The sequence below is a fragment of the Streptomyces sp. NPDC002130 genome (assembly GCF_040296465.1).
Classification (GTDB): domain Bacteria; phylum Actinomycetota; class Actinomycetes; order Streptomycetales; family Streptomycetaceae; genus Streptomyces.
In genome coordinates this window covers 1-22,941 of record NZ_JBEOXI010000131.1, presented here as the reverse complement: position 1 = coordinate 22,941, position 22,941 = coordinate 1, and the positions used below count along the sequence as shown (strand labels likewise).

Genomic DNA, 22,941 nt, shown 5'->3' with positions numbered 1-22,941 from the left:
GTGTCACCTGGGGGACCGGGTGGCTGAGGTGCTCGCCGTTGGGTGTCACCCGGGGGGCCAGGCGGCTGAGGTGCTCGCCGTTGGGTGTCACCTGGGGGACCGGGTGGCTGAGGTGCTCGCCGTTGGGTGTCGGCGGAGGGCCAGGCGGCTGACGTGCTCGCCGCTAAGTGTCACCGAGGCGGGCCGGGAAGCCGGTGTACTCGCTCGGGCCGGGGCCTACTTGCCGGAGGCCTTCGCCGCCTTCGCCGCCGCCTTCATCTCCTGCTTGTGTGCCCGTACCTTGACCAGCGACTCGGGGCCCGTGATGTCGGCGACCGAGCGGAACGAGTCCGGCTCGCCGTAGGAGCCCGCCGCCTCGCGCCAGCCCGTGGGGCGCACCCCGAGCTGCTTGCCCAGCAGGGCGAGGAAGATCTGGGCCTTCTGCTTGCCGAAGCCGGGCAGTCCGGCGAGGCGCTTCAGCAGTTCCTTGCCGGTGCCGACGTCCTTCCAGACGGCCTCGGCGTCACCGTCGTAGTGCTCGACGAGGTACTGGCACAGCTGCTGGATCCGCTTGGCCATGGAGCCGGGGTAGCGGTGTACCGCCGGTTTCTCGGAGAGCAGCGCGGCGAAGGCCTCCGGCTCGTGCGCGGCGATCTCGTGCGCGTCGAGGTCGTCCGTGCCGAGCCGCCGGGCGATCGTCGCCGGGCCCTTGAACGCCCACTCCATGGGGACCTGCTGGTCCAGCAGCATGCCGACCAGCGCGGCGAGCGGACTGCGGCCGAGCAGCGCGTCGGCCTCGGGATCCTGGGCGAGGTGAAGGGTGACGTCCATGCCCCGATCATCCCCCGGGGCGGGCCCGCCCGCTGCTCAGGTCGCCCGCCAGTAGCCCAGCGCGTGCACCCGCTGCTTGGGCAGCCCCAGTTCCTTGCGGACGTACGCCGCGAGGGCCCGGGTCGTCGCCGTGTCGCAGGCGATCCAGACGTAGGGGTCGGCCGTGTCCTGGAGCAGGCCGGGCAGGTCCGACTTCACCCGGTCGACCAGGAGGGCGCCGGAGTCCTGGCGGGGCACCTTGCGCAGCTCGTGCCGGTCCGGGTCGGTGCGGAACGGCAGGTCGTCGTCGCCGCCCTCGAACCAGACGGTGGCCGGGGCGGAACCGAGGGCGCCCAGGAGGGAGTTGATGGCGGGGAGCGAGGCCGGGTCGCCGACGGCGAAGACGTGCGAGGGCGCTGGGCTCGGGTGCTCGAAGCCGGTGCCCTGGACGGTCGCCTCGATGGTGTCGCCCGGTTTCGCCGCCCTGGCCCAGTCGCTCGCGCATCCCTCGTGCAGGGCGAACTCCAGGCCGAAGGTGCCGGCCTCGGCGTCCGGGTCGACCAGGGTGTAGGCCCGCTGGTGCGGCTTGCCCGCGTTGTCGAACCACAGCCGTACCCACATGGTGGGGTGCACCCCGGTGGCAGCCAGCAGACCGCCGTCGGTGAAGCGCAGCCGCCGGTAGTCCGGGGTGACGTCCTCGACGTCCGTCACCGTGAACTCGAAGTCCTTGGCGCGCAGCAGTTTGAGGACCGCGCCCTCCCAACCCCGCCCCTGCCCCATCGCGTTTCAGCCCCTCGCGTACGATTTCGGCCACAGCTATGACTTAGGCAAGGCTAACCTAAAGGGAAGTGGGGGTACAGCGTGGCCACCGAGATCTACCGTGACGCCTGGGGCATTCCGCACCTGCGTGCGGACAGCGCGGCCGGACTCGCCCGGGCACAGGGCCTCGTCACCGCCCGCGACCGGGCCTGGCAGCTGGAAGTCGACCGCCACCGGGCGCAGGGCACCTCGGCGTCCTTCCTCGGCGAGAACGCCCTGGCCTGGGACCGTTTCGCGAGACGGGCCCGACTCGACGACACCGCGAGACGCTGTTTCGCGGACCTGGAGAGACGGGACCCCGGGACGGCGCGGTGGGTTCGGGCGTACGTCGACGGGGTCAACGAGGGGCTGGCCGACGCCGCCGCCCCCGAGTTCGCCCGCACCGGTCTCACCCCCGGCCGCTGGGAGCCCTGGACCCCCCTCGGTGTCTGGCTCGCCATCCACATCCTCTTCGCCGGGTTCCCGGCCAAGCTCTGGCGCGAGCAGGTCGCCGCCCACCTGGACGCGGACGCCATCGGCCTCTTCGCCACCGACGGTCCCGGCACCTCCGGCAGCAACGGCTGGCTGGTCGGCGGCGAGCGGACGGTCACCGGGCAGGCCCTCATCGCCGGCGACCCCCACCGCTGGATCGAGGACCCGGGCGTCTACCAGCAGATCCACCTGTCCTGCCCCGAGTTCGACGTCGTGGGACTGGCCGTCCCCGGCGTCCCCGGCATCGCCCACTTCGGGCACACCGGCACGGTCGCCTGGGCCATCACCAACGCCATGGCCGACTACCAGGACCTCTACCGGGAGCGGCTGCGGCGAACCGGCGCCGGGGTGGAGGCCCTCGGCCCGGACGGGGTCTGGCGGCGAGCGGCCCGGCACACCGAGACGGTCGAGGTGGCGGGCGCGGACCCGGTCGAGGTCGAGGTGATCGAGACCGACCGGGGCCCGGTGATCATCGGCGGCCCGGAGGGCATCGACGGCGACCCTTCGGGCCCGGTGTACGAGGAGGGTGCGCTGAATCCGGAGGCGCCGGGAGGCCCGGCAGGCCCGCTGGATCCGGGCGGTGACCCGTCGGGTGCGGCGGCCCGGCCGGGCTCGGCGCGTCCCGGCGGCGGCCCGGCCGATCCCGCCGGCCCCGCCGCCCCGCCCGTGGCGATCAGCCTGCGCTACCCGCCCCGTGTCACCGGCGACCTCGGCTTCGGTGCCCTGCTGCCGCTGCTGCGCTCCCGCCGGGTCACCGATGTGGACCATGCCTTCGACCGCTGGGCCGAGCCGGTCAACGTCGTCCAGGCCGCAGACACCGAGGGCGGTGTCCTGCACCGCGTGGCCGGGCGGGTGCCGGTGCGCGCCGGGGTCAACTCCCTGCGGATCGTGCCCGCCTGGGAGCCCGGCCACGAATGGCGGGGCTGGCACGTGTCACCGCGCGCCGGGCTCACCGACGGCGTCGCCGTCATGGCCAACCAGCGCGGCCCGGCCGAACCCCTCGGCGTCGAGTTCGCCCCGCCGCACCGCGCCGACCGCATCACCGCGCTGCTCGCGGGCAAGGCGCACTGGTCCGCCGCCGACATGCCCGCCCTCCACACCGACACCCACCTGGCCTCCGCGGCCCCCCTCCTGGACCACCTCGCCGCTCTCGACGCCCTCCCCCCCGAGGCCGCCGCCCTCCGCGACCGCCTCCTCTGCTGGGACCGCCGTATGGACGCCGGCAGCGCCGACGCGGCGCTCTACGCGGCCGTGCGCGGAGCGGTCGTACGGCGGCTCGCGGCGCACCCGGCGTTCGCCGGGCTCACCACGCCACCGGCGTACCCGGAGGTGTTCCAGCCCTGGCTCGCCCTCGTCCCCCGGGTCGGCTTCGCCCTCGAACACCTGCTGCGAGCCGAGGACCTGTACGGAATCGACCGCCCGGCGGCCGTCCGCGCGGCGATCGAGGACGTGGCGCTGCGCCCGCCGGCCGGGGTCTGGGGCGACACCCATCGTCTCGCCCCCTGGCGGGCCCTGGAGCCGGAGCGGCCGTACGACGAACCGGGGCTGTCCGGCGACCACGACTGCGTGCTGTGCACCTCGGGAGTGCCGGGCCTCACCGACCGGGCCGCCCGGGGCCCGGCCGCCCGGTACGTCTGGGACCTGGCCCGGCGCGAGGACAGCCGCTGGGTGGTTCCGTTCGGCGCCTCGGGCGTCCCCGGCTCGCCCCACCACCGCGACCAGCTCCCCCTGTGGCTCGCGGGAGACCTCATCCCGGTCGTCACCGACTGGTCCCTGCTGAAGAAGGAAACCGATGTCTGACCCGTACGCCTCCCGCACCTCCGTACACGAGGAGGTGACCGACGGCTTCGGCACCGTCCGCGTCCTGCCGCTGGACCCCGGGGCCGACGCCGCCGTGATCCACCGCTGGGTCAGCGAGGACCGGGCGGCCTTCTGGGGCATGACCGAGCTGACCGAGCAGCAGGTCGCCGAAATCTACGCCCACATGGCCACGCTCGACACCCACCACGCCCACCTCGTCGTCCGCGACGGCGAGCCGGTCGCCCTCCTCCAGACGTACGAGCCGGAGGCCGACCGCGTGAGCGAGTGCTACGAGGTCCGCCCCGGCGACATCGGCGTGCACCTGCTCCTCGCTCCCGCGGGCCCGGGCGGCGGACAGCGCGGCTGGACCGCCCGGCTGGTGACCGCCATCGCGGCGTACGTCCTGCCCGGCCTGGACCGCCGGCGGATCGTGGTCGACCCGGACGTGCGCAACGAGAAGGCGGTCGGCCGCTTCCTCAGGCTGGGCTTCACCCCAGGGCCGGTGGTGGTCCTGCCGGAGATCGACCTCCCGGACGTGCACCTGCCGGAGAAGAAGGCCCAGCTGGCCTTTCTGGACCGGGAGATATGGTTCCCCGGGTGACCCCCGAGGACCTCATCGCCCACTACGGCCTGGAGCCGATCCCGCGCGAGGGCGGTCTCTTCCGCCAGACCTGGGCCGGCCCCGAACGACCCGACGGCAGGCCGGAGGGCACGGCGATCGTCGCCCTGCTGACGGCGGACGACTTCTCCGCCCTCCACCGCCTGCCCACGGACGAGATCTGGCACTTCTACCAGGGCGATCCCCTGGAACTCCTGCTGCTCGCCCCGGACGGCACCACGAGGACGGTGGTGCTCGGGCCGGACGTCCTGCACAGCCAGCACGTCCAGTTCACGGTCCCGGCGGGCACGTGGATGGGCGGGAGGGTGCGCGGGGCCGGGCAGTGGACCCTGTTCGGCTGCACGATGGCGCCCGGCTTCACGTTCGACGGCTACGAGCACGGGGACGCCGCGGAGCTGACGGCCCGCTATCCGGCCGTGGCCGACGAGATCGCGGGACTGTCCAGGTCTGCCTCCTAGGGGCGGGGCTGCACCGATGTGCGGCTCCGCCGCGTGCGCGCGATCAGCCCCCGTACACGGACGACAGTCGCCCCGCCGGACGACGGACACAGCCCACTCCGGTGAGCACTACACCGATCCCGTCCGTACTCCACTCGTAGCCGTACAGCCCGACCCCGGAGACCCACGTGGACCAACGGCGGAACGAGGATCGCAATGCCGGACATCCCCGGCGATTCCAAGCCCTGGTGCTGCTCGGCACCGTGCTGGTACTGCTCCTCGCGGGAGCAGCCCCCGCCTCCGCCCACGCCGCCCTGCGCGGCACCGACCCCGACGACGGATCCCTCGTCCGGCAGGCGCCCCGTCACGTCACCCTGACCTTCACCGAGTCGGTGGGTCTGCTCGACGACTCCTTCCGGGTCTTCGGCCCCGACCAGCGCCGGGTCCACACCGGCGAGGCCACGCACGCGGACGGCCGCTCCGACACGGCCCGGGTCGGCCTGCCCGGCAAGCTCGCCCAGGGCACGTACACGGTGGCCTGGCGGGTCGTCTCCGCCGACAGCCACCCCGTCTCCGGCGCCTTCTCCTTCTCCGTGGGGAAGCGTTCGGCGACGACGGTCCAGATCGACACGGGCTCGACCGAGGACCCGCTCACCGGCGGCCTCAACGACGCCGCCCGCTACCTCGCCTACCTCGCGGCCGCGCTGCTCGTCGGCCTGGCCGCGTTCGCCCTGCTCTGCCGGCCGGCGGACACCTCCGCCCTGCGCCGGCCGCTGGTGGCGGCCTGGTGGACGCTGCTGGGCTCGACGCTCGTCCTGCTCCTGCTGCGCGCCCCGTACGAGGCGGGCACGGGTCCGGCCGCGGCCTTCGACGCCTCCGCCCTCGGCCGTACCCTGACCGGCCGCCCGGGCCTGGCCCTGGTCGCCCGGCTGGTCCTCGCCCTGCTGACCGCGGCCTTCCTGATGTGGCTGTCCAGGCGCCGTGACCCGAAGCAGCGGCCCCTCGCCCTGGCGATCGGCACCGCCCTGGCCGCCGCCCTGGCCCTGACCTGGGCGGCGGCCGAGCACGCCTCCGCCGGGATCCAGGTGCCCCTGGCGATGACGTCGTCCGTGCTGCACCTGCTGGCGACCGGCGTCTGGCTCGGCGGCCTCGTGGCACTGCTGCTGACCCTACGCCGCTCGTCCGGCGAGGCTGTGGTGGACGACATGGTGGAGGTCGTACCCCGCTTCTCGCGGATCGCCTTCGCCTCGGTGACCGTCCTGGCCGTCACGGGCGTCTACCAGTCCTGGCGCGGCCTCGGCTCCCTCTCCGCCCTGACCGGCACGTCCTACGGCCGGTTGCTGCTCGCCAAACTGGCCGGGGTGGCCGTGCTGTTGCTGGTCGCCCGGTACTCGCGGCGCTGGACGGCGCGGATCGGGGCCCCGGCGGCCGTCACCCGGGCGGCCGCGGTCCAGCAGCGGGTCCCGCAGCCGGTCGGGGCACCGGCGGAACACGACGGCCCGGAGGAACCCGGGACGCCGGACAGGGCCGCGGAGGAGCCTCCCGCGTCCGGCAGCGACCCGGACATCCGGCGCCGCCTGCGCCGCTCCGTCCTCGTGGAAGTCGCCGTCGCCGCGGTGGTGTTGATGATCACGACCGTGCTCACGGGCACCCTTCCGGCCCGTGCCCAGGCCGAGGCGGCCCGGCAGGCCCCGGCGGGCGCGCTGCCGCCCACCACCCTGATCACGGTGCCCTACGACACGGGCACCGAATCCGTGAGCGGACGCGGCACGGTGCAGGTCACCGTGGACCCGGCCCGCGTCGGCGAGAACGGCATCCAGGCCGTGGTCGCCGGCTCCGACAAGGGCCTGGTCGTCGTCCCCGAAGTCCGCATCACCTTCACCCTGCCCGCCCGGAAGGTCGGCCCGATCGACGCCGAGCTCACCGACCGGGGCGGCTACTGGAGCACCAACTCCGTCAACCTGCCGCTCGCCGGGAACTGGACGATGAAGACGACCGTGCGGGTGTCGGACGTCGACCAGGTGTCGGTGGAGCGTCGGGTGCGGATCGCGCCCTAGGCAGCCGCAGAGCAGGCCCGTCCCGTTCGAGGAGCCGTGCCATGGTCTCGGCGTCGCGGACGGCGGCGTCGCCGCAGCAGTTGTTGAACAGGATGTGGACCTGCTCGGTCCGCTCGGCCAGCCCTCGCACGCGGGGCAGCCACTCGGCGAGTTCGTCCTCGTCGTACGCGTAGCGGAACCGGTCCTCCTTGCTGCCGGTTCCCCAGGCGGTGCTGCGGCCGTGGAAGCGGACGACGGAGAGCCGGGGCGAGGTCACGGGAGTGACCGGCGGGACGGAGGAGGCAAGCGTCTGCGTCATGTCGACGGCGACCGCGGCCATGCCGTGCCCGGCGAGCAGCGCGACCGTCGCTTCGGCCCGCCCCGGCTCCCACCAGGAGGGATGCCGGAACTCGACGGCGACGGGCCAGTCCGCCGTCCGCTCTGCGCACTCCCGCAGGAACGCCTCCGCCCGCTGCCCGGGCCGGAACCAGGGCGGGAACTGGAACAGCACGCTCCCGAGCCGCCCGGCCTCCCGCAGCGGCTCGATCCCGGCCGCGAACCGGGCCCACACAGCGTCGAGCACCGCAGGGTCCCGGTGCTCGGCCGGCAGCCCGTCGGGCATCACCGCCTGCCGGGTGGGATGTCCGGTGAGCAGCGAGAAGGCCTTCACGTCGAAGACGAAGCCGTCCGGTGTCCGCTCGGCCCACAACCGGCTGTTCCGCTCGCCCGGCAGCGCGTAGTACGAGGCGTCGACCTCGACGACCGGAAACCGCTCGGCGTAGTGCCGTAACCGCCCCTCGGCGTCCCGCCGCCCCGGCGGATACCAGCCGCTGCCGACCAGCGCCCGGTCGGTCCAGGAACACGTGCCCACGCGGATCTGACCCATGGGGCAGCGGTTACCCGGGCCCGGCGGCGACAGGCTCGGCTTCTCGGCGGGGCGGCACGGTGAGACCCGGCGTAATCGGGGTAAGCAGGGTGATATCTGCGCATATCCGGGGTTACGGCTGATTCCCCCGAGAGTGAGATGACCGATCATGGAGCAGCCCGTCACCGCCGGCCGGGCCACCCGGCCGTACGGAGCAGAACCGGAGGCCCTCGAAGCCCTCGTCGGCGCCTCCCTCACGGCCCGTGTCACCCTCGACGAACACGGCACCGTGACCGGCTGGAACGCGGGCGCCGAGCGGCTCCTCGGCTACTCGGCCGGGCAGGTGACCGGCCGACGTGCCGCGGATCTGCTGGCCGAGCCGATCCCGGTGCGCGGCGGCCTGCCCACACTCACCGGTCTGCCCCGCTGGAGCGGCGACGTCGCGCTCCGGCACCGGGACGGCAGGAAGCTGACAGTCGGGATCCTCGCCCACCACAGGCCGCCCGGCGCCGACGGCCCCGCCTGGCTCGTCGTCTCCGCCCTCACCGACCGGCAGCCACCGCCCGGTCTCGACGAGTCCCTGGTGAGCTGGAGCTTCACCCAGTCCCCGTGCTGCGCCCTGGCGATCTACGACACCCGGCTGCGGCTGCGCCGGGCCAACGCCGACATGGAACGCGCCACCGCGCTCACCGAGGAGGAGATGCGGGGCCTGCGCGTGTCGGAGATCGTCGACGACGACGTCGGCCGACGGGCGGAACACGGCATGGCCCGGGTACTGCGGACCGGTGAGCCGGAGTACGAGGAGAGCTACCTGCGCGTCCCCGGCGAAAGCCATGAGCACGCCTGGTCGGTCTTCCTGTCCGCGCTGCGCGACCACGAGGGCACCATCCGGGGCGTCTGCCTGTCGGCTCACGACATGACGGAGCAGTTCTGGGCCCGCAAGCGCCTCCAGCTGATCGCCGAGGCCGGCCGCCGCATCGGCAGCACGCTCGACGTGACGCGCACGGCCCAGGAGCTGGCGGACGTGACCGTCCCGGCCCTGGCCGACTTCGTCAGCGTCGATCTGCTGGCCGAGCTGGAGGACGTGTCCGAGCCGCCCGTGCGGGCCGTTCCGGTGGACGGGCCGCTGCTGCTGCGCCGGGCCGCCCTGCGGTCGGTGACCCCGGGCGCCCCGGAGTCGGTCGTGCCGGCCGGCACCGTGGACGCCTACCCGGCGGGCTCCATGCCCTTCGAGAGCCTGCGCACCGGACGGCCCGCCCTGCACGAGACGACCGACCCGGCGTTCACCGCCTGGCTCGCCCGCGACCCTGCACGTGCGGCCCGGGTCCGCGCCTTCGGCGTCCACTCCGTGATGACCGTGCCCCTGGCCGCCCGGGGCACCACCCTGGGCGTCGCCTTCTTCGTCCGGCACCGCAACCGGGAACCCTTCCGGCACGACGACCTGGTCCTGGCCGGGGAACTGGTGGCCCGGGCCGCGGTCAGCATCGACAACGCCCGCCGCTACGCCCGCGAGCGGGCCACGGCCGTCACGCTCCAGCGCAGCCTGCTGCCGCGGCGGCTGCCCCGGCAGGCCGCCGTCGAGGTCGCCTCCCGCTATCTCCCGGCGGGCGGGCACGCCGGTGTCGGCGGGGACTGGTTCGACGTCATCCCGCTCTCGGGGGCACGGGTCGCGCTGGTCGTCGGAGACGTCGTCGGCCACGGGCTGGTCGCCTCGGCGACCATGGGGCGACTGCGTACGGCGGTCCGCACGCTGGCCGACATCGACCTGCCCTGCGACGAGCTGCTGACCCACCTCGACGACCTGGTCGCCCGGCTGAACACGGAGGAGGAGAGCGACGCCGAGGGGAGCGCGACGGGCCCGGCCCAGGCCGCCGGCGACCTGGGGGCCACCTGCCTGTACGCCGTCTACGACCCCGTGACGCGGCACTGCTGCTTCGCCGGGGCCGGGCATCCCGTGCCCGCCGTGGTGAGCCCCGACGGCACCGTCGAACTCGTCGGGCTCCCGACCGCGCCCCCGCTCGGCGTGGGCGGCCTGCCGTACGAGTCCACCGAGGTCGTCGTCCCCGAGGGCAGCCTGCTCGCCCTCTACACCAACGGCCTCGTCGAGACCGCCGACCGCGACCTCGACACCGGCGTCGGCCGGCTGCGGGAGGCCCTGGGCCGGCCGGCCGCGTCGCTGGACGCCCTCTGCGACACGATCCTCGCCGACCTGCTGCCGCCGCGACCGGCAGACGACGTGGCCCTGCTCATCGCCCGTACCCGCGCGCTCGACGCGAGGCAGGTCGCCACCTGGGCGGTGCCGTCCGACCCGTCCGCGGTCGCGCAGACCCGCAAGGACGTGGTGGCGCAGATGGAACGGTGGGGGCTGTCCGACGCCGTGTTCGTCACGGAACTGGTCGTCAGCGAACTCGTCACCAACGCCATCCGGCACGCCGAGCCGCCGGTCCAGCTGCGCCTGATCCACGACTCGACCCTGATCTGCGAGGTCTCCGACGGCGGCAACACCGCGCCCCACCTGCGGCGCGCCCGCACCTACGACGAGGGCGGCCGCGGCCTGCTTCTCGTCGCCCAGCTGACCGAGCGCTGGGGCACGCGCCAGAGCGCCACGGGCAAGACCATCTGGGCGGAACAGACCCTGTCCCCCGCGTGAGGAGCCACCGGCCATGACCACCCCCACGTCCCACCGGGCCGCCCGCGCCCCCGTCCAGCAGGCCGCCCTGCTGCTCGGCCTCGTCTTCCTCGTGGTCGGGGCGCTGGGCTTCATCCCCGGCATCACCACCGACTACGGCTCGCTGGAGTTCGCGTCCCACGACTCGGGCGCCGAACTGTTCGGCCTGTTCCAGGTCTCGATCCTGCACAACCTCGTGCACCTGGCGTACGGTCTCGCGGGACTCATGCTCGCCGGGACGGCCGCCGGGGCGTACTCGTATCTGCTGGTGGGCGGCGCCGTCTACCTGGTGCTGTGGGTGTACGGCCTGTCCGTCGGCCACGACAGCGACGCCAACTTCGTCCCGCTGAACTCCGCGGACGACTGGCTCCACTTCGCCCTGGGCATCGCCATGATCGGCCTGGCCCTGGCCCTCGGCAGGCGCGGCAGGCGCACCGACGCACGGTAGGGATCGCCGAGGACGCCATGCAGACCTTCCTGCCCTACCCCGACTTCCGCGCCACGGCCCTGACCCTCGACCGCCGCCGACTCGGCAAACAGCGGGTCGAGGCGCTGCAGGTCCTGCGCGGTCTGGTCGTCCCCGGCTACGGGTGGCGCCGCCACCCGGCCGTGAAGATGTGGCTCGGTTACGAGGAGGCGCTGGTGCGCTACGGCCTGGAGGTCTGCCGCGTCTGGCGCGAACAGGGCCACCAGGACACGTGCGCGGCGACGCTCGTGGCCGACCTCGCGGCGAGGCGGCCCCACGCCCCGATCCGCGACCAGCACCGACTGGCGGCCGAGGGCGAACTCCCGCCCTGGCTCGGCGACGACCCCTTCCACGAGAGCCACCGCTCGGCCCTGGTCCGCAAGGACCCCACGACCTACTCGGCCGTCTTCCCGGGCGTCCCCGACGATCTGCCGTACGTCTGGCCGACGTCGGATCGCGCGGGCGAGCGGGCAGTGCGGGACTGACGGGCGCGGGTCGGTACCAGGCCGGTGCTAAGCCGCCCTGCGGCGCGCCGGACTCCTGGTCGCGGCGGGCTGCTCCGGCACTTCCTCGAACGGGAAGGTCTCGTCCTCCCCGAAGTCCGGGGCCTGGAAGGGGTTGGTCGCCGGGGGCGGCGAGGCCGCGCCGGAACGGCTGGGTTGCCCTTCCACGGCGGAGAACAGCGAAGTCGGTTCGATGAGAGGTCTCTTTTCCGTTACTGGCCCAGGTCAAGGGCCAGGTGTGCCCGGACCGGGCACGAAGGTCCTACAGCTTGGTCATCTTGGCGTACGGGCTCGGGATCCGCATGTGCGCCGAACCGAAGTCCACGAGCGCGGCGATCCCGTCCTCGATGCCGATGACCCGGCCGAGCCCGTACATGTCGTGCGTGACCTGGTCACCCACGGCGAAGTGCTTGGGAGCGGGGGCGACCGGAGCCTTGAAGGGGCTGGTAGGCAAATGACGCTTGGGAGCAGCAGGCTTAGTCATTGACCTCAGTATGCGCCCAGTCGTGCCGCTCGCGCTGCGGCTGTCCACGTCCGGTGCCCGAACTGAGATGTGAGCGAGGTGTTCCACTGGCCCCAAAAATCGAACACATGATTGAATTCGGCCATGCGAACGTTTCCCGACGACCTCGTCCGGGCGCAACGGGAGTGGAGTGCCACCTACCGGCAGCTCGCCGATCGGCCCGGCCGCACCGAGCTGCGCCGGCGCCTGTACCGGCTGTCGGTACAGGCGTACTTCCACCCCTGCTGGCAGCGCCGACGGCCGAGCCCGGCGGCGTGGTGGCAGCTGCGGGAGCCGGGAAATGCGGCGGGGGACGTGCGTGAGCGGCTCCCCCGGTGACGCGCCGGCCTGCGGGACCGTACGTCCCGGATGATCCTGAAGGCATGTCCGGACCTATTCGCGTGATCGTGCACCCGCCCTCACCCTCGGGCGGCCGCCGTGTGCGCGTGGACGGCGAGATCCTCGGCCTCGCCCACAACGTGACCGATGTCGCGGAGTTCCTCCGCCGCGCAGGCCTGGAGATCGACCCGGCGGACGTGGCGGAGGTGCCGTGGATCGACTGGCGCGGGGTGGGGCCCGAGCACTGGGGTCCGGAGACGGGCGACTGACGCGCGAGCCCACGCAACCCGCCAAAATGGGTGTATCCGCTCTTTTCTGTCATATCGGAGGGCCCCATGAAGGACCTCAAGTTCGAGCAGAAGCGCTCCCTGTCACGCCAGGAGGCCGCCGACCAGCTCACGGCACTCGCGGACGCGCTGCGCGAAGGCGGGGACGCCGAGCTGGAACTCGGCCCCGGCACGCTGGGTCTGCGGATCCCCGACGACCTCCACAGCGAGATGGAGGTGGAGATCGGTGACGGGGAGATCGAGCTGGAGATCGAGCTGAAGTGGGCGACGGCACCGACGCGGGCGACGGGATCAGGCACGGACGCGGCACGCGGAGACGCATCACGCACGGACGCACCCGCGGAGAAGCCCAAGCGGAAGACGGCGGCCGCGGGCAAGAGCCGAAGCGGCACAGGTCGAAGCGGCGCGGGCCGAAGCGGCGGCACGGGCACCGGCAAAACCAGGAGTACGAAGCGGTCCGTCGCGAAATCCGCCTGAGCGGAGGGGCTCGGTCCCGGTTCGCGGCCCGTTCGCCGGCTCGGACCCCGGCGCCGCTCCTCGTACCCTGTCCCGGTGCCGTCCTCCCGCCTGCACCGCGTCGCCGTCCTCGTGCTCCCGGGTGCGAAACCGCTAGACGTCGGCATCCCCGCGCAGGTGTTCACGACCCGCGCGAGCATGCCGTACGAGGTGCGCGTGTGCGGGTCGGCGCCCGGCCTGGTGACCGGGGGCGACGGCCTGTCGTACTACGTCGCCCACGGCCTGGACGCCCTTGCCTGGGCCGAGATCGTCTTCATCCCCGGCTACCGGTTCCCGGACCGCGACGACCCGCCGCAGGCCGTCGTCGACGCGCTGATCGCGGCCCACGCCCGGGGCACGCGGCTCGCCGCCATCTCCACGGGCGCCTTCGCGCTCGCCGCGACGGGCCTGCTCGACGGCAGACGCGCCACGACCCACTGGCACTACGCACGGGCCCTCGCGGCGAAGCATCCGCTCGTCCGGGTCGACGAGAACGTCCTGTTCGTCGACGAGGGCAGCGTGCTGACGTCGGCGGGCGCCGCCTCGGGCATCGACCTGTGCCTGCACATCCTGCGCGGCGACCTCGGAGTCGCCGCGTCGAACCACGCGGCCCGGCGCCTGGTCGCCGCCCCCTATCGCAGCGGCGGCCAAGCGCAGTACGTGCCGCGCAGCGTGCCCGAGCCGCTCGGCGAGCGGTTCGCCGCCACCCGCGAGTGGGCGCTGCACCGGCTGGGCGAACCCCTCACCCTCGAGGGGCTCGCGCGGCACGCGGGGGTCTCGGCGCGTACGTTGTCGCGGCGCTTCGTCGAGGACACGGGCTACACGCCGATGCAGTGGGTCATGCGTGCCCGCATCGACGTGGCCCGTGAGCTGCTGGAGCGTTCGGAACGCAGCGTCGAGCAGATCGCCGCCGACGTCGGTCTGGGCACCGGCGCGAATCTGCGGCTGCACTTCCAGCGCATCCTCGGCACCACGCCGACCGAGTACCGGCACACCTTCGCCCGCGGCGAGTAGCCCCCGTCGGGTGGCACGAAAGAGCGCCTGCCGGCGCGGACTGCCGACGCGGACTGCTGGCGCGATCCTTTCGAACCCTGGCGATCCCGCCGCTGTCCCGCGCCGACGCCGGACGCGACGCTGGTGGCGAACCGGAGAAATCGAAGGGACACACCACTCATGACGCGCATCGCGATCAACGGATTCGGCCGCATCGGACGCAATGTGCTGCGCGCCCTGCTCGAACGCGACAGCGACCTCGACGTCGTCGCCGTCAACGACCTCACAGAGCCCGCCACCCTCGCCCGGCTGCTCGCCTACGACTCGACGGCCGGCCGGCTCGGCCGCCCGGTGACCGTCGACGGGGACGCCCTCGTCGTCGACGGCCGCCGGATCAGGGTGACGGCCGAGCGTGATCCCGCGCAGCTGCCGTGGGCCGAGCTCGGCGTCGACATCGTCCTGGAGGCCACCGGCCGCTTCACCTCGGCCAAGGCCGCGCGCGCCCACCTCGACGCCGGCGCGAAGAAGGTACTCGTCAGCGCGCCGGCGGACGGCGCCGACGTCACCCTCGCGTTCGGGGTCAACACCGACGCCTACGACCCGGCCGTGCACACGATCGTCTCCAACGCCTCCTGCACCACCAACGCGCTCGCCCCGCTGGCCAAGGTGCTCGACGACCTCGCGGGCATCGAGCACGGCTTCATGACGACCGTGCACGCCTACACGCAGGAGCAGAACCTGCAGGACGGCCCGCACCGCGACGCCCGCCGCGCCCGCGCCGCCGGCGTCAACATCGTGCCGACCACGACCGGCGCCGCCAAGGCGATCGGTCTGGTGCTGCCGAACCTCGACGGCAAGCTGTCGGGCGACTCGATCCGCGTGCCGGTCCCGGTGGGCTCGATCGTCGAACTCAACACGACCGTCGCCCGCGACGTGACGCGCGAGGACGTGCTGGCGGCGTACCGCACCGCGGCGGAGGGCCCGCTGGCCGGCGTCCTCGAGTACTCGGAGGACCCGCTCGTGTCGTCCGACATCACCGGCAACCCGGCCTCGTCGATCTTCGACTCGGCCCTCACCCGCGTCGACGGCCGCCACGTCAAGGTGGTCGCCTGGTACGACAACGAGTGGGGCTTCTCGAACCGCGTGATCGACACGCTGGAGCTGCTCGCCCGTCGCTGACGGGGGAGAGCGCGCGGCCCGATCCGGCCATGGCCGACTCGCGCCCTACTGACGCCGCCTCGGGGTGCTCAGACTGCCGTACACGAACGTGCGGGGGAGGGACGTCGATCATGGCTGGAAGCGGACGTGGGCGTGGACGTGGTGCGGCTGCCCGCAGGAGGCGGGCGGCGCGGCTGAAGGCGACGGCGGCAGGCGGTGGTCTGTCGCTGATCCTGCTGGTGCTGTTCTGGTCGACCGTGTGGCCGTACGTCACCGGCGCGCTGATCGTGGGCGGCGCCGGTGCGGCGGCCTGGTGGCTGTGGCGTACGGACCGGCTCGTGCGCGGCCGGGACCGCCTCTGGCGGCAGGAAGAGGCGGTGAAGGCGGGGCACCGGACTCTCGCCGAGGTGGACGCGATGACCGGTACCGAGTTCGAGGAACTGGTCGCAGGCCTGTGCCGGAGGGACGGTTGCACAGAGGTCCGACGGGTGGGCGGAGCCAACGACAACGGCGCCGACGTCGTAGGCCGCCTCCCGGACGGCCGGAGCGTGGTCATCCAGTGCAAGCGCTACACGCCGAGCAGCACGATCGCGAGCCGCGAACTGCGCGATCTGCTGGGCGCGAAGGTGCACTTCGGAGCCGACCTCGCCGTGTTCGTCACGACCACGCGCTTCAGCCGGCCGTCCGAGAAGTTCGCCCTGCATCACGGCATCCTCGCCGTGCACCGAGATCACCTCGGCCTGTGGAACAACGGGACCTCCCTGCTGTCCCTGGCCGAGGTGAACGGCCAGGGGCAGGGCGATTCCCGCCACAGAGCGCGCTGGAAGCAGGCCTACGGCAGGTGACTGGTCCGGCATGACGGGCCCTCGTGCCACCGTTCGGCTGCCGGAGGCGGACGGAGCTCGGTCGTTCAGCCTGTCTGCGCCTCGTCCGCCTGCGCGGCGAGGTCGGCGGTGTCTTCGGAGGGCGGTGCCGCGACGGTCACCGGCTGGTTGGCGTCGAGGAAGGTGAAGGTCAAGTCGAGGGGGTCGCCGTCGACGAACTCGAGCGGTTGGCCGTCGGTGCCGCCCCGAGTGGCGCGCGTATCGCCCTGCATGCGGAACTGCTTGGTGCGGTCGTCGTCGTCGATCCACAGATCCACGGTGAGCGTGTCATCGATGCGGAGCATCATGAACTGATCAAGGTTGCCGATCTGGCGCTCCCGAGCCGCCTTGTCCGGGGCAGCGTCACGGGCGGCGCTGATGCCACGACCGGTCACTGTCCCTTTGAAGTGAGTGGTCCGAGTGCCGTCGATCGTCTCGGTCCCGATCCTCCGCACCCCCTTGGCGGCGGTCAGCATCGTCGACTGCGCGGCCGGATTGCCTTCGATCGGGGCCGGCAGCACCCGATAGGACTCGTTGTCCGTCGAGCCGCGTCCCCAGACGGCCGGGTCGGCGCTGAACCAGCTCCTGCCACCCAGCTTCTCGGAGTCGATCGCGCTCCCGCTGACGTACATCACCTCGTCGACGAACCGGATCTCCATCCGACCGTCCGCGCCCTTGCCGGACGCCTTCATCGTCATCTTCATGACGGCCGGTTCCGTGCGCATGGATGCCTCGGCCTCCAGCCGGCCCCTCTCCGGCACGGTCCCGGTGACCCGGTAGTGGAGCGACTTGATGCGCTCGGCGTTCTCCGCGGCCTTCGCCACGGCCGTTGCAGGCGTCTCCCCGGACGAGCCCGCACGCGCGGAGTCGCTCGGCGAGCCCCCTCCACAGCCGACCGTTCCCCCACCGAGCAGCACAGCCGCGAACGCCGCGCGACGGGCGATTGCCGGTCTGCCCACTCCGCTGATCAGCCGGCCTTCAGCGGCCCGACGGGGCTTGTTCTTCGCGCCCCGGGCGTCCGGAACGCGGCGATGCCCTGGGACCTCGCTCCTTGCCCGTAGAACGCTGCGCCAACGGCATGGCCAACGGTTGGCGTCAGTCGGCGAGGGGTATGCCAGATGGTCAGAGCCCCCACATCGACGCCCAGGGGAGGACGCTGTGATGCGGTGGCCGGGACGTGACGCCTTCGGGGGCTCCCGTGACTGAGGCCGGAAGACCGAAAGTCGGAGTGGGCGTCATGCTGCTCAGGGATTCCGCCGTCCTGCTGGGCAGGCGTCTGCACGCACACGGCGCCGGCAGCTACGGCTGGTGCGGCGGGCACGTGGAGTTCGGTGAGTCGCTGGAGGAGGCCGCTGCTCGGGAGGTCATGGAGGAGAGCGGCCTCACAGTGCGCGGTCTCAGCCTGCTGTGCGTGAGCAATGTCCGCGAGTACGGGCGCCACTACATCGACTTCGAGTTCGTCGCGGACGAGTTGGAAGGCACTCCCGTCGTGAGAGAGCCGGACCGACTCGAAAGCTGGGCGTGGTACCCGCTCGACTCGCTGCCCAGTCCACTCTTTCTGCCCGTGCAGCTGGCCCTTCACAGCTATCGGTCAGGACGGATGTACAACCCGTAAACCATCGTGTCAGGGGCACCATTCGACTTTCCGGGTGGGTGATCAATGAGAACGACGGTTGGGGCGAGGAGCGCTCGGCGGGCCATGGCGTGCCATCCCCGATTGGACTTCGTTTCGCAGTCGATCCAAGAGGCCGTGTGCGGTGCCATGGACGACTCCACCATTCTCGTGGCCGACAGCCACAACTTTCCCATCGTCCGAGGGCTGGGCGAGACGGTGCTCGTCGCTGAGCCGCACATCGACGTCGTGAACGACATCCGGACCACGTATCGGTACAAAAAGGTAATCGCCGTCGGTGGATGCTCGGTGCTGGACGTGGGCCGGGCATGCGCCGAACCAGGGGCCTTGACGGTGTTCCCGTCGATTCTCTCCCACTCATGCTTGAGCACAGATCGCAGCGTGCTGATCCGGAACGGCATGCGTACCAGCACGCGTACCGTTGCGCCGGTCGTGACGGTGATCAGCAAGCCCTCCGTCCGGGCGGCCCACACCGGCCAAGGCGTCAAATGGACGACCTCGGGCCTCGGCGATCTTTTCAGCTCGCTCAGTGCCTCGATCGAGTATCAGTGGCCCTCCGGGGCGGACGACCGGCTCCAGTTGTCGCTCAGGGAGGTGACGTCCCGGATTCCCGTCGTCCGGGCGGCTGTGGAATGGGTGCTCGGCAGCCCGGGGCAGACAGGCGACCTGGACCTGTGGTCCCTTGCCCGGTATGCGCACGAGTCGTCTCTCGAAGTGTTACGCCTGGGCCACACCAGGTTGAACGCCGCGAGTGAACACCTGCTCTGCTACCGGCTCCAGGAGAGGTATCGCTATTCTGCCGACCGCGCGACACACGGACGCTTGGTCAGCATCGGAACGCTTCTGGTATGCGCGATGTTTTCCCAGAGCAGCGGGGAGCACGGCTTCTACGGGTCGATTCGCAGGCTCTATGAGAAGTCCGGACTGCCCGGCAGCTACAAGGACTTGAACCAGATCGGTGTCCAGCGTGAGCACATTCTCCGCGGGCTGGATGACCTGGCCGACACCAACTGCCTTCTCGGACGGTTGTACCGCACGTACGGCTCCGGCATGGCAGACGACGTATTCGGTGACGCGAGCCATTCGACGCAGGATCGGCCCCCGGGGAGAGGATCGGATGGGACAGCGCATGGGCGGGTGGCAGACCGGCGCGGGCCGACCTGACATCGTGGTGACAGGGAATTCGGTCATGGATCTCCTTTACCGTGTGCGGTCCCTGCCGAAGTGGTCCGGGGCCGTACCGGCCTCCGACGTGACCGTGCTGCCGGGCGGCAAAGGGTTCAACCAGGCGCTGGCCGCGGCCCAGTTGAACGCCCGGGTTCACCTCCTCAGTGCCGCCGGGCAGGACCCGTGGGGCTTGCAGCTGAAGGAATCGCTGATCGCGAAGGGAGTGGACGTTTCCCACTTCCTGCTGAGAGAGGGCGCTGTCACGTCGCCGGTCGCGGTCCTGGTGGGCCCGGGTGGGGAGACGTCTTTCATCGGGTGGAAGCAGCCCCCGCTGCTGCAACTGCGTGACGCCGACATCGAAGCGGTCCGGCCCGTCGTCAACGGCGCGGACATCCTGATGGCCACGCTGGAAATTCGCCCTTCGGTCCTCCTACAGCTCTTCCAGATCGCGGCGGAGTCCGGAGTGACCGTAATGCTCAACCCAGGGCCCACGCCCGACCTCGCCGATCTGCCGGAGATCGGCAAGCTCCTCCCTTATGTGGATGTCTTGGTGCCCAACCGCGAAGAGGCGTCTCTCCTCGCACACGGCGCGGGCCTGGGCGAGCCCGGCAGCGCCGAAGAACTCGCCGCGGCCCTGCACGGGACGGGAATCCCCGTCGTCTGCGTCACCGATGCGGGCAGAGGATGCGCCGTGGCATCGAGGGAAGGGACATTCGGGTCGCCTGGATTCGCCTCCCGTGTGCGCGACACGACCGGGGCAAGCGACGCGTTCTGCTCCGCGCTTGCCGTGAGCATGGCCGCGGGAGCGGGGCTTCAGGCCGCCGCGTCCTACGCGAACGCGGCCGGGGCTCTCACCGTACGCACCGTCGGATCCTCGTCCGCCCTGCCGGACGACCGGTCGATACGACAACTCATGTCGGCGTCGGAGAGCGCATCGGTTGAGATGGGCTCGGGTGACCTCGATGAGTGAACGTCCCACCGAGGTCACGGCACGGGATCTCCAGGGTGCCCAGATCGGTGACGGTGGCCACCAGGCGAACACCTGGCACAACACCTGGATCACCACGGCTCCATCCGCCGTGCAGTGGCCCATGCAAGTGGGGCGGCCCCCGACGCGACCAGCAGCCTTCCAGCAGCGGCGCGCCATGTCCGCCAGGATTTCGCGGATACTCGGCGACGGCGGCGCCACAGTGCTGACACAGGTGGTGGCGACCGGCGGTGGTGGCGTGGGCAAGACACAGCTGGCCGCGGATGCTTTCCTCCGAGCTCGCGACGAGGGTCTGCAACTGCTGCTCTGGGTGAACGCCATGTCCAGGGAATCAATCGTCAGTACGTTCGCACAAGCGCGCATCGAGACCCACCCTGGCGCCCTGCACGCTCAGTCGGCCGATGTCCTCTGCGACCGCTTCCTGGACTGGCTCAGCACCACCCGGACGACGTGGCTGATCGTTCTGGACGACGTCAGCGATCCCCGGGACCTGGCCGGGCTGTGGCCGGAAGGGCCGGCGGGGCGGGTGCTGGTCACCACGCGGCGCCGGGACTGTGCGCCGGCCGGCGCGCAGCAGCTCACCGTGGACGTGTTCACTCCTGAGGAGGCGCACACCTATCTGGTGCACAGGCTCGGTACTCCCGGGGCGCAGGAGCCCCATCCGCAGGTGCTGGACGAGGCAGCGGCGCTCGGGGAGGACTTGGGACGGCTACCGGTCGCTCTCGCACAGGCGGCAGGTGTCATCCGCAATCAGGGCATCACATGTGCCCAGTACCGGCGTTCCTTCGCCCAGCGGTCACAGCGGCTGGAGCACCTCTTCCCCACGGACGCGAGCGCTGACGGCTACACGCACACGGTGGCCACCACGTGGTCCCTGGCCGTGGACCGGGCGGACCAACTCCCACCCGTGGGACTGGCCCGCCCGGCTCTCTACGTGGCTGCCGTCCTCGATCCGAACGGCGCGCCGGACTCGATCTGGTCAGCTGAGCCCGTACGCCGGTTCCTGGCCGCGACAACGGTCCCCGTGAGGTCGGACGTCACACCGGTGGAGACGAGGGCGGCACTGCGCAACCTGCACCGGCTGAGCCTGGTGACACACGACCCGGCCGGGGGCTCAGTGGCGATTCGTACGCATGCCCTCGTGCAGCGTGCCGTTCTCGATCCGCTGCCACCCGAGATCCACGAGGCCGCGGTACGCGCCGCGGCGGACGCTCTGGCCCTGGACTGGCCGGCGATCGAGGACGACCCGGAACATTCGCGCGTACTCAGGCACAACGTCGCCGCCCTGGCTGCCCATGAGGGCCCGGCGCTGTGGCGTGCAGGGGTGCACGAAGTGCTGTTCAAGGCAGCGGGCAGCATGGCCGAGCTGGGGCTGATCGACGGCGCGGTCGCCAACTGGGAGAGCCTCACGGCTACGGCGACCCGACGCCTGGGCCCCGACCATCCGGACACTCTGGCGGCCCGCTACGGCATGGCGTACTGGCTGGGATCGGCAGGCCGTGTCACCGAAGCGCTGCAAGCCATGAGCGCGCTGCTGGAGGACCGGAGCAGGCTTCTCGGGGAGGAGCACCCGGAGACCCTCAACAGCCGGCACAATCTCTGCGACTGGCAAGGAGCCGTAGGTGACGCGGCCGCCGCCGCCACGGCGCTCGAAACCCTGTTGCGGGATCGGCTACGGCTGTTGGGACCCGATCATCCGCACACCCTGATGACACGGCACAGCCTGGCTCGCTGGCGGGGTGTGGCCGGTGACCCGCAGAGGGCGGTCCGGGAGTTCGAGCACTTGGTCGCCGACCGCACTCGGGTGCTCGGGCCGGACCATCCGGACACGCTCGCGGCACGTCATGCTCTCGCGTGCTTCCGCGGAGCCGCAGGCGACTGCCGCAACGCGGTGGCGGAGCTGGGCGCGCTCCTCGACGACAAGCTGCGGCTGCTCGGTTCCGACCATCCCAGCACCCTGACGACGCGTCACGATCTGGCCTGCTGGCAGGGGGCCGGCGGAGACGTCCCCACCGCAGTCTCCGCCATGACGGTACTGCTGGAGGACAGGCGGCGGGTGCTGGGCGTTGACCACCCACGCACTCTCACGACACGTCAGGATCTTGCCGACTGGCTGGGTGAGAGAGGGGACGCGGAAGGCGCCGCTCAGGAGTTCCGGGCGCTGCTGGACGACCGGCTCCGCGTGTTGGGCGGCGGTCATCCGGACGTTTCGCACACCTTGCGCGGTCTGGCTTTCTGGCTCACGGAGGCGGGCCATACGGAAGAGGCGGCCCTCGTCCTGCTGGAGTGGCGGCAGGCCATGGCACAGAACGGACGCGCGATTGCGACCGCCGGGCAGTCACTCGGATCGGACGGCTGGCGCGAAGGCAGGGCACACCGGTGGCTGACGCGCTGGTCGAGCCGGGCGCTTCAGTGAGCCGATCTGCCTGCGCTCGTCACTCCGCTCCGGCCGGACGTGTTCCGAAAGTGTTCTGCTGGTTCCCGAAGTCGCCGATCTGTACGCCCTGTGAGTTACCTACGTCAACCCGGTACTTCCCTCTCGCCGCACCCGTGGGGTCCACGGCATGAAGGATCTGCGCCGACGTACGGAGCACCTGTTCGTCGCCGTCGGCACCCGTTTCGGCGAGATACCTGCGGATGGCCAGCGCGAAGGCGTCGGGATCCTGCTCGTGGAGATCAAGAGCGGCCGGTGCCTGTGGGTGCCGGGAGAACAGGTGCCGTAGGCGCTCCCGCAGCGCCGTGTGGGCACTGTTGACCGCGAGTGTGGCCGATTGGCCGACCGCTGCGGTCCCGCCGGCCGCCAGGGCCGCGAGGATCAAGTCGGAGCCATCCATGACGCCCCCCTGTCACGTGCTCGGACTGCCATCATGACGCAACCAAGGGCATACGACCACGGTGCGCTGCCCGGAAGATCGCCACCACGAACGCCTCGGGGCCCTCGGCCACGAAGGCCGCCGGACAACGTCGAAGGGCCCCCCCCCCGACCGGGGGGGCCCGGGCGCAAGTTCCCCGTGGGGGACCGGGGGGGGGTAAGATATTAGAA

23 protein-coding genes are annotated in these 22,941 nt (G+C 71.9%); 17 read left to right on the top strand and 6 right to left on the bottom strand.

Translation table 11 applies throughout. From position 1 onward, the window contains the following. Nucleotides 1-216: 216 nt before the first annotated feature. Together ABT116_RS24045 and ABT116_RS24040 are read right to left on the bottom strand one after the other, a co-directional pair. Complete coding sequence (locus tag ABT116_RS24045) at nt 217-810, bottom strand: HhH-GPD-type base excision DNA repair protein (protein ID WP_351637351.1); 594 nt, start codon at nt 808-810, stop codon at nt 217-219. Between the two features lie 36 nt (nt 811-846). Next, nucleotides 847-1,569, bottom strand: a complete 723-nt coding sequence (locus ABT116_RS24040) for a siderophore-interacting protein (protein ID WP_351637349.1) — start codon at nt 1,567-1,569, stop codon at nt 847-849. A gap of 81 nt (nt 1,570-1,650) precedes the next feature. On the opposite strand from ABT116_RS24040, the gene ABT116_RS24035 reads away from it, so the two are divergent. The 4 genes from ABT116_RS24035 (at nt 1,651) to ABT116_RS24020 (ending at nt 6,992) form a co-directional block, all read left to right on the top strand. Continuing rightward, entirely contained in the window at nt 1,651-3,879 is a 2,229-nt protein-coding gene (locus ABT116_RS24035) for a penicillin acylase family protein (RefSeq protein WP_351637347.1), read from the top strand. Then, entirely contained in the window at nt 3,872-4,480 is a 609-nt protein-coding gene (locus tag ABT116_RS24030) for a GNAT family N-acetyltransferase (protein WP_351637345.1), read from the top strand. The genes ABT116_RS24035 and ABT116_RS24030 overlap by 8 nt, the downstream gene beginning before the upstream one ends. Continuing rightward, complete coding sequence (locus ABT116_RS24025; protein WP_351637343.1) at nt 4,477-4,956, top strand: cupin domain-containing protein; 480 nt, start codon at nt 4,477-4,479, stop codon at nt 4,954-4,956. Before ABT116_RS24030 ends, ABT116_RS24025 begins: the two co-directional genes overlap by 4 nt. A 227-nt stretch (nt 4,957-5,183) precedes the next feature. Continuing rightward, nucleotides 5,184-6,992 carry a copper resistance CopC/CopD family protein gene (locus ABT116_RS24020; RefSeq protein WP_351637357.1) on the top strand — a complete coding sequence of 603 codons (1,809 nt, stop codon included), beginning with the start codon at nt 5,184-5,186 and terminating at the stop codon, nt 6,990-6,992. On the opposite strand, the gene ABT116_RS24015 is transcribed toward ABT116_RS24020, so the two are convergent. After that, nucleotides 6,892-7,857: a DUF72 domain-containing protein gene (locus tag ABT116_RS24015; RefSeq protein ID WP_351637341.1), complete on the bottom strand. Its 966-nt coding sequence runs from the start codon at nt 7,855-7,857 to the stop codon at nt 6,892-6,894. The genes ABT116_RS24020 and ABT116_RS24015 overlap by 101 nt on opposite strands. 148 nt (nt 7,858-8,005) lie before the next feature. On the opposite strand from ABT116_RS24015, the gene ABT116_RS24010 reads away from it, so the two are divergent. The 3 genes from ABT116_RS24010 to ABT116_RS24000 are packed head-to-tail and all read left to right on the top strand — an operon-like array spanning nt 8,006 to nt 11,455. Next, complete coding sequence (locus tag ABT116_RS24010; RefSeq protein ID WP_351637339.1) at nt 8,006-10,486, top strand: SpoIIE family protein phosphatase; 2,481 nt, start codon at nt 8,006-8,008, stop codon at nt 10,484-10,486. Nucleotides 10,487-10,499: 13 nt separating this feature from the next. Beyond that, entirely contained in the window at nt 10,500-10,952 is a 453-nt protein-coding gene (locus ABT116_RS24005; RefSeq protein ID WP_351637337.1) for a DUF4383 domain-containing protein, read from the top strand. Nucleotides 10,953-10,969: 17 nt separating this feature from the next. Next, nucleotides 10,970-11,455 carry an MSMEG_6728 family protein gene (locus tag ABT116_RS24000; RefSeq protein ID WP_351637335.1) on the top strand — a complete coding sequence of 162 codons (486 nt, stop codon included), beginning with the start codon at nt 10,970-10,972 and terminating at the stop codon, nt 11,453-11,455. A gap of 280 nt (nt 11,456-11,735) precedes the next feature. On the opposite strand, the gene ABT116_RS23995 is transcribed toward ABT116_RS24000, so the two are convergent. Further along, entirely contained in the window at nt 11,736-11,957 is a 222-nt protein-coding gene (locus ABT116_RS23995; protein ID WP_053670482.1) for a hypothetical protein, read from the bottom strand. A 123-nt stretch (nt 11,958-12,080) separates the two neighbouring features. Between ABT116_RS23995 and ABT116_RS23990 the strand changes: the two genes are divergently transcribed. The 6 genes from ABT116_RS23990 (at nt 12,081) to ABT116_RS23965 (ending at nt 16,092) form a co-directional block, all read left to right on the top strand. After that, on the top strand, nt 12,081-12,314 hold the full coding sequence (locus ABT116_RS23990) for a DUF8825 domain-containing protein (RefSeq protein WP_351637332.1): 234 nt from the start codon (nt 12,081-12,083) through the stop codon (nt 12,312-12,314). A 44-nt stretch (nt 12,315-12,358) separates the two neighbouring features. Further along, on the top strand, nt 12,359-12,583 hold the full coding sequence (locus ABT116_RS23985) for a hypothetical protein (RefSeq protein ID WP_351637330.1): 225 nt from the start codon (nt 12,359-12,361) through the stop codon (nt 12,581-12,583). Nucleotides 12,584-12,649: 66 nt separating this feature from the next. After that, nucleotides 12,650-13,078 (top strand): amphi-Trp domain-containing protein, encoded by a 429-nt coding sequence (locus ABT116_RS23980; RefSeq protein WP_351637328.1) that lies wholly within the window; start codon nt 12,650-12,652, stop codon nt 13,076-13,078. 75 nt (nt 13,079-13,153) lie between these two features. Further along, complete coding sequence (locus ABT116_RS23975; RefSeq protein ID WP_351637326.1) at nt 13,154-14,110, top strand: GlxA family transcriptional regulator; 957 nt, start codon at nt 13,154-13,156, stop codon at nt 14,108-14,110. 159 nt (nt 14,111-14,269) lie between these two features. Next, the gene (gene gap / locus ABT116_RS23970; RefSeq protein WP_351637324.1) at nt 14,270-15,268 is read left to right on the top strand and encodes a type I glyceraldehyde-3-phosphate dehydrogenase; all 999 of its coding nucleotides are present in this window, start codon (nt 14,270-14,272) and stop codon (nt 15,266-15,268) included. A 110-nt stretch (nt 15,269-15,378) separates the two neighbouring features. Further along, on the top strand, nt 15,379-16,092 hold the full coding sequence (locus ABT116_RS23965) for a restriction endonuclease (protein ID WP_351637322.1): 714 nt from the start codon (nt 15,379-15,381) through the stop codon (nt 16,090-16,092). 65 nt (nt 16,093-16,157) lie between these two features. Here the strand turns inward: ABT116_RS23965 and ABT116_RS23960 are convergent, their stop codons facing one another. Next, complete coding sequence (locus tag ABT116_RS23960) at nt 16,158-17,069, bottom strand: SCO4651 family lipoprotein (RefSeq protein WP_351637320.1); 912 nt, start codon at nt 17,067-17,069, stop codon at nt 16,158-16,160. Between the two features lie 218 nt (nt 17,070-17,287). Between ABT116_RS23960 and ABT116_RS23955 the strand changes: the two genes are divergently transcribed. The 4 genes from ABT116_RS23955 (at nt 17,288) to ABT116_RS23940 (ending at nt 22,314) form a co-directional block, all read left to right on the top strand. Next, entirely contained in the window at nt 17,288-17,725 is a 438-nt protein-coding gene (locus ABT116_RS23955; protein ID WP_351637318.1) for a nucleotide triphosphate diphosphatase NUDT15, read from the top strand. A gap of 102 nt (nt 17,726-17,827) precedes the next feature. Further along, entirely contained in the window at nt 17,828-18,907 is a 1,080-nt protein-coding gene (locus ABT116_RS23950; protein WP_502983926.1) for a dehydroquinate synthase/iron-containing alcohol dehydrogenase family protein, read from the top strand. Beyond that, nucleotides 18,861-19,880, top strand: a complete 1,020-nt coding sequence (locus ABT116_RS23945) for a PfkB family carbohydrate kinase (protein ID WP_351637353.1) — start codon at nt 18,861-18,863, stop codon at nt 19,878-19,880. Before ABT116_RS23950 ends, ABT116_RS23945 begins: the two co-directional genes overlap by 47 nt. After that, complete coding sequence (locus tag ABT116_RS23940) at nt 19,873-22,314, top strand: tetratricopeptide repeat protein (protein ID WP_351637316.1); 2,442 nt, start codon at nt 19,873-19,875, stop codon at nt 22,312-22,314. Before ABT116_RS23945 ends, ABT116_RS23940 begins: the two co-directional genes overlap by 8 nt. Nucleotides 22,315-22,333: 19 nt before the next feature. Here ABT116_RS23940 and ABT116_RS23935 read toward each other — a convergent pair whose 3' ends face one another. Further along, nucleotides 22,334-22,732, bottom strand: a complete 399-nt coding sequence (locus tag ABT116_RS23935; RefSeq protein WP_351637314.1) for a hypothetical protein — start codon at nt 22,730-22,732, stop codon at nt 22,334-22,336. Between the last annotated feature and the right edge of the window lie 209 nt (nt 22,733-22,941).

Bases quoted from the DNA above. Each gene is read 5' to 3' on its own strand.
- ABT116_RS24045 (WP_351637351.1), bottom strand. From the start codon at position 810: ATGGACGTCACCCTTCACCTCGCCCAGGATCCCGAGGCCGACGCGCTG.
- ABT116_RS24040 (WP_351637349.1), bottom strand. From the start codon at position 1,569: ATGGGGCAGGGGCGGGGTTGGGAGGGCGCGGTCCTCAAACTGCTGCGC.
- ABT116_RS24030 (WP_351637345.1), top strand. From the start codon at position 3,872: ATGTCTGACCCGTACGCCTCCCGCACCTCCGTACACGAGGAGGTGACC.
- ABT116_RS24015 (WP_351637341.1), bottom strand. From the start codon at position 7,857: ATGGGTCAGATCCGCGTGGGCACGTGTTCCTGGACCGACCGGGCGCTG.
- ABT116_RS24010 (WP_351637339.1), top strand. From the start codon at position 8,006: ATGGAGCAGCCCGTCACCGCCGGCCGGGCCACCCGGCCGTACGGAGCA.
- ABT116_RS24005 (WP_351637337.1), top strand. From the start codon at position 10,500: ATGACCACCCCCACGTCCCACCGGGCCGCCCGCGCCCCCGTCCAGCAG.
- ABT116_RS24000 (WP_351637335.1), top strand. From the start codon at position 10,970: ATGCAGACCTTCCTGCCCTACCCCGACTTCCGCGCCACGGCCCTGACC.
- ABT116_RS23995 (WP_053670482.1), bottom strand. From the start codon at position 11,957: ATGACTAAGCCTGCTGCTCCCAAGCGTCATTTGCCTACCAGCCCCTTC.
- ABT116_RS23990 (WP_351637332.1), top strand. From the start codon at position 12,081: ATGCGAACGTTTCCCGACGACCTCGTCCGGGCGCAACGGGAGTGGAGT.
- ABT116_RS23985 (WP_351637330.1), top strand. From the start codon at position 12,359: ATGTCCGGACCTATTCGCGTGATCGTGCACCCGCCCTCACCCTCGGGC.
- ABT116_RS23980 (WP_351637328.1), top strand. From the start codon at position 12,650: ATGAAGGACCTCAAGTTCGAGCAGAAGCGCTCCCTGTCACGCCAGGAG.
- gap (WP_351637324.1), top strand. From the start codon at position 14,270: ATGACGCGCATCGCGATCAACGGATTCGGCCGCATCGGACGCAATGTG.
- ABT116_RS23965 (WP_351637322.1), top strand. From the start codon at position 15,379: ATGGCTGGAAGCGGACGTGGGCGTGGACGTGGTGCGGCTGCCCGCAGG.
- ABT116_RS23945 (WP_351637353.1), top strand. From the start codon at position 18,861: ATGGGACAGCGCATGGGCGGGTGGCAGACCGGCGCGGGCCGACCTGAC.
- ABT116_RS23940 (WP_351637316.1), top strand. From the start codon at position 19,873: ATGAGTGAACGTCCCACCGAGGTCACGGCACGGGATCTCCAGGGTGCC.
- ABT116_RS23935 (WP_351637314.1), bottom strand. From the start codon at position 22,732: ATGGATGGCTCCGACTTGATCCTCGCGGCCCTGGCGGCCGGCGGGACC.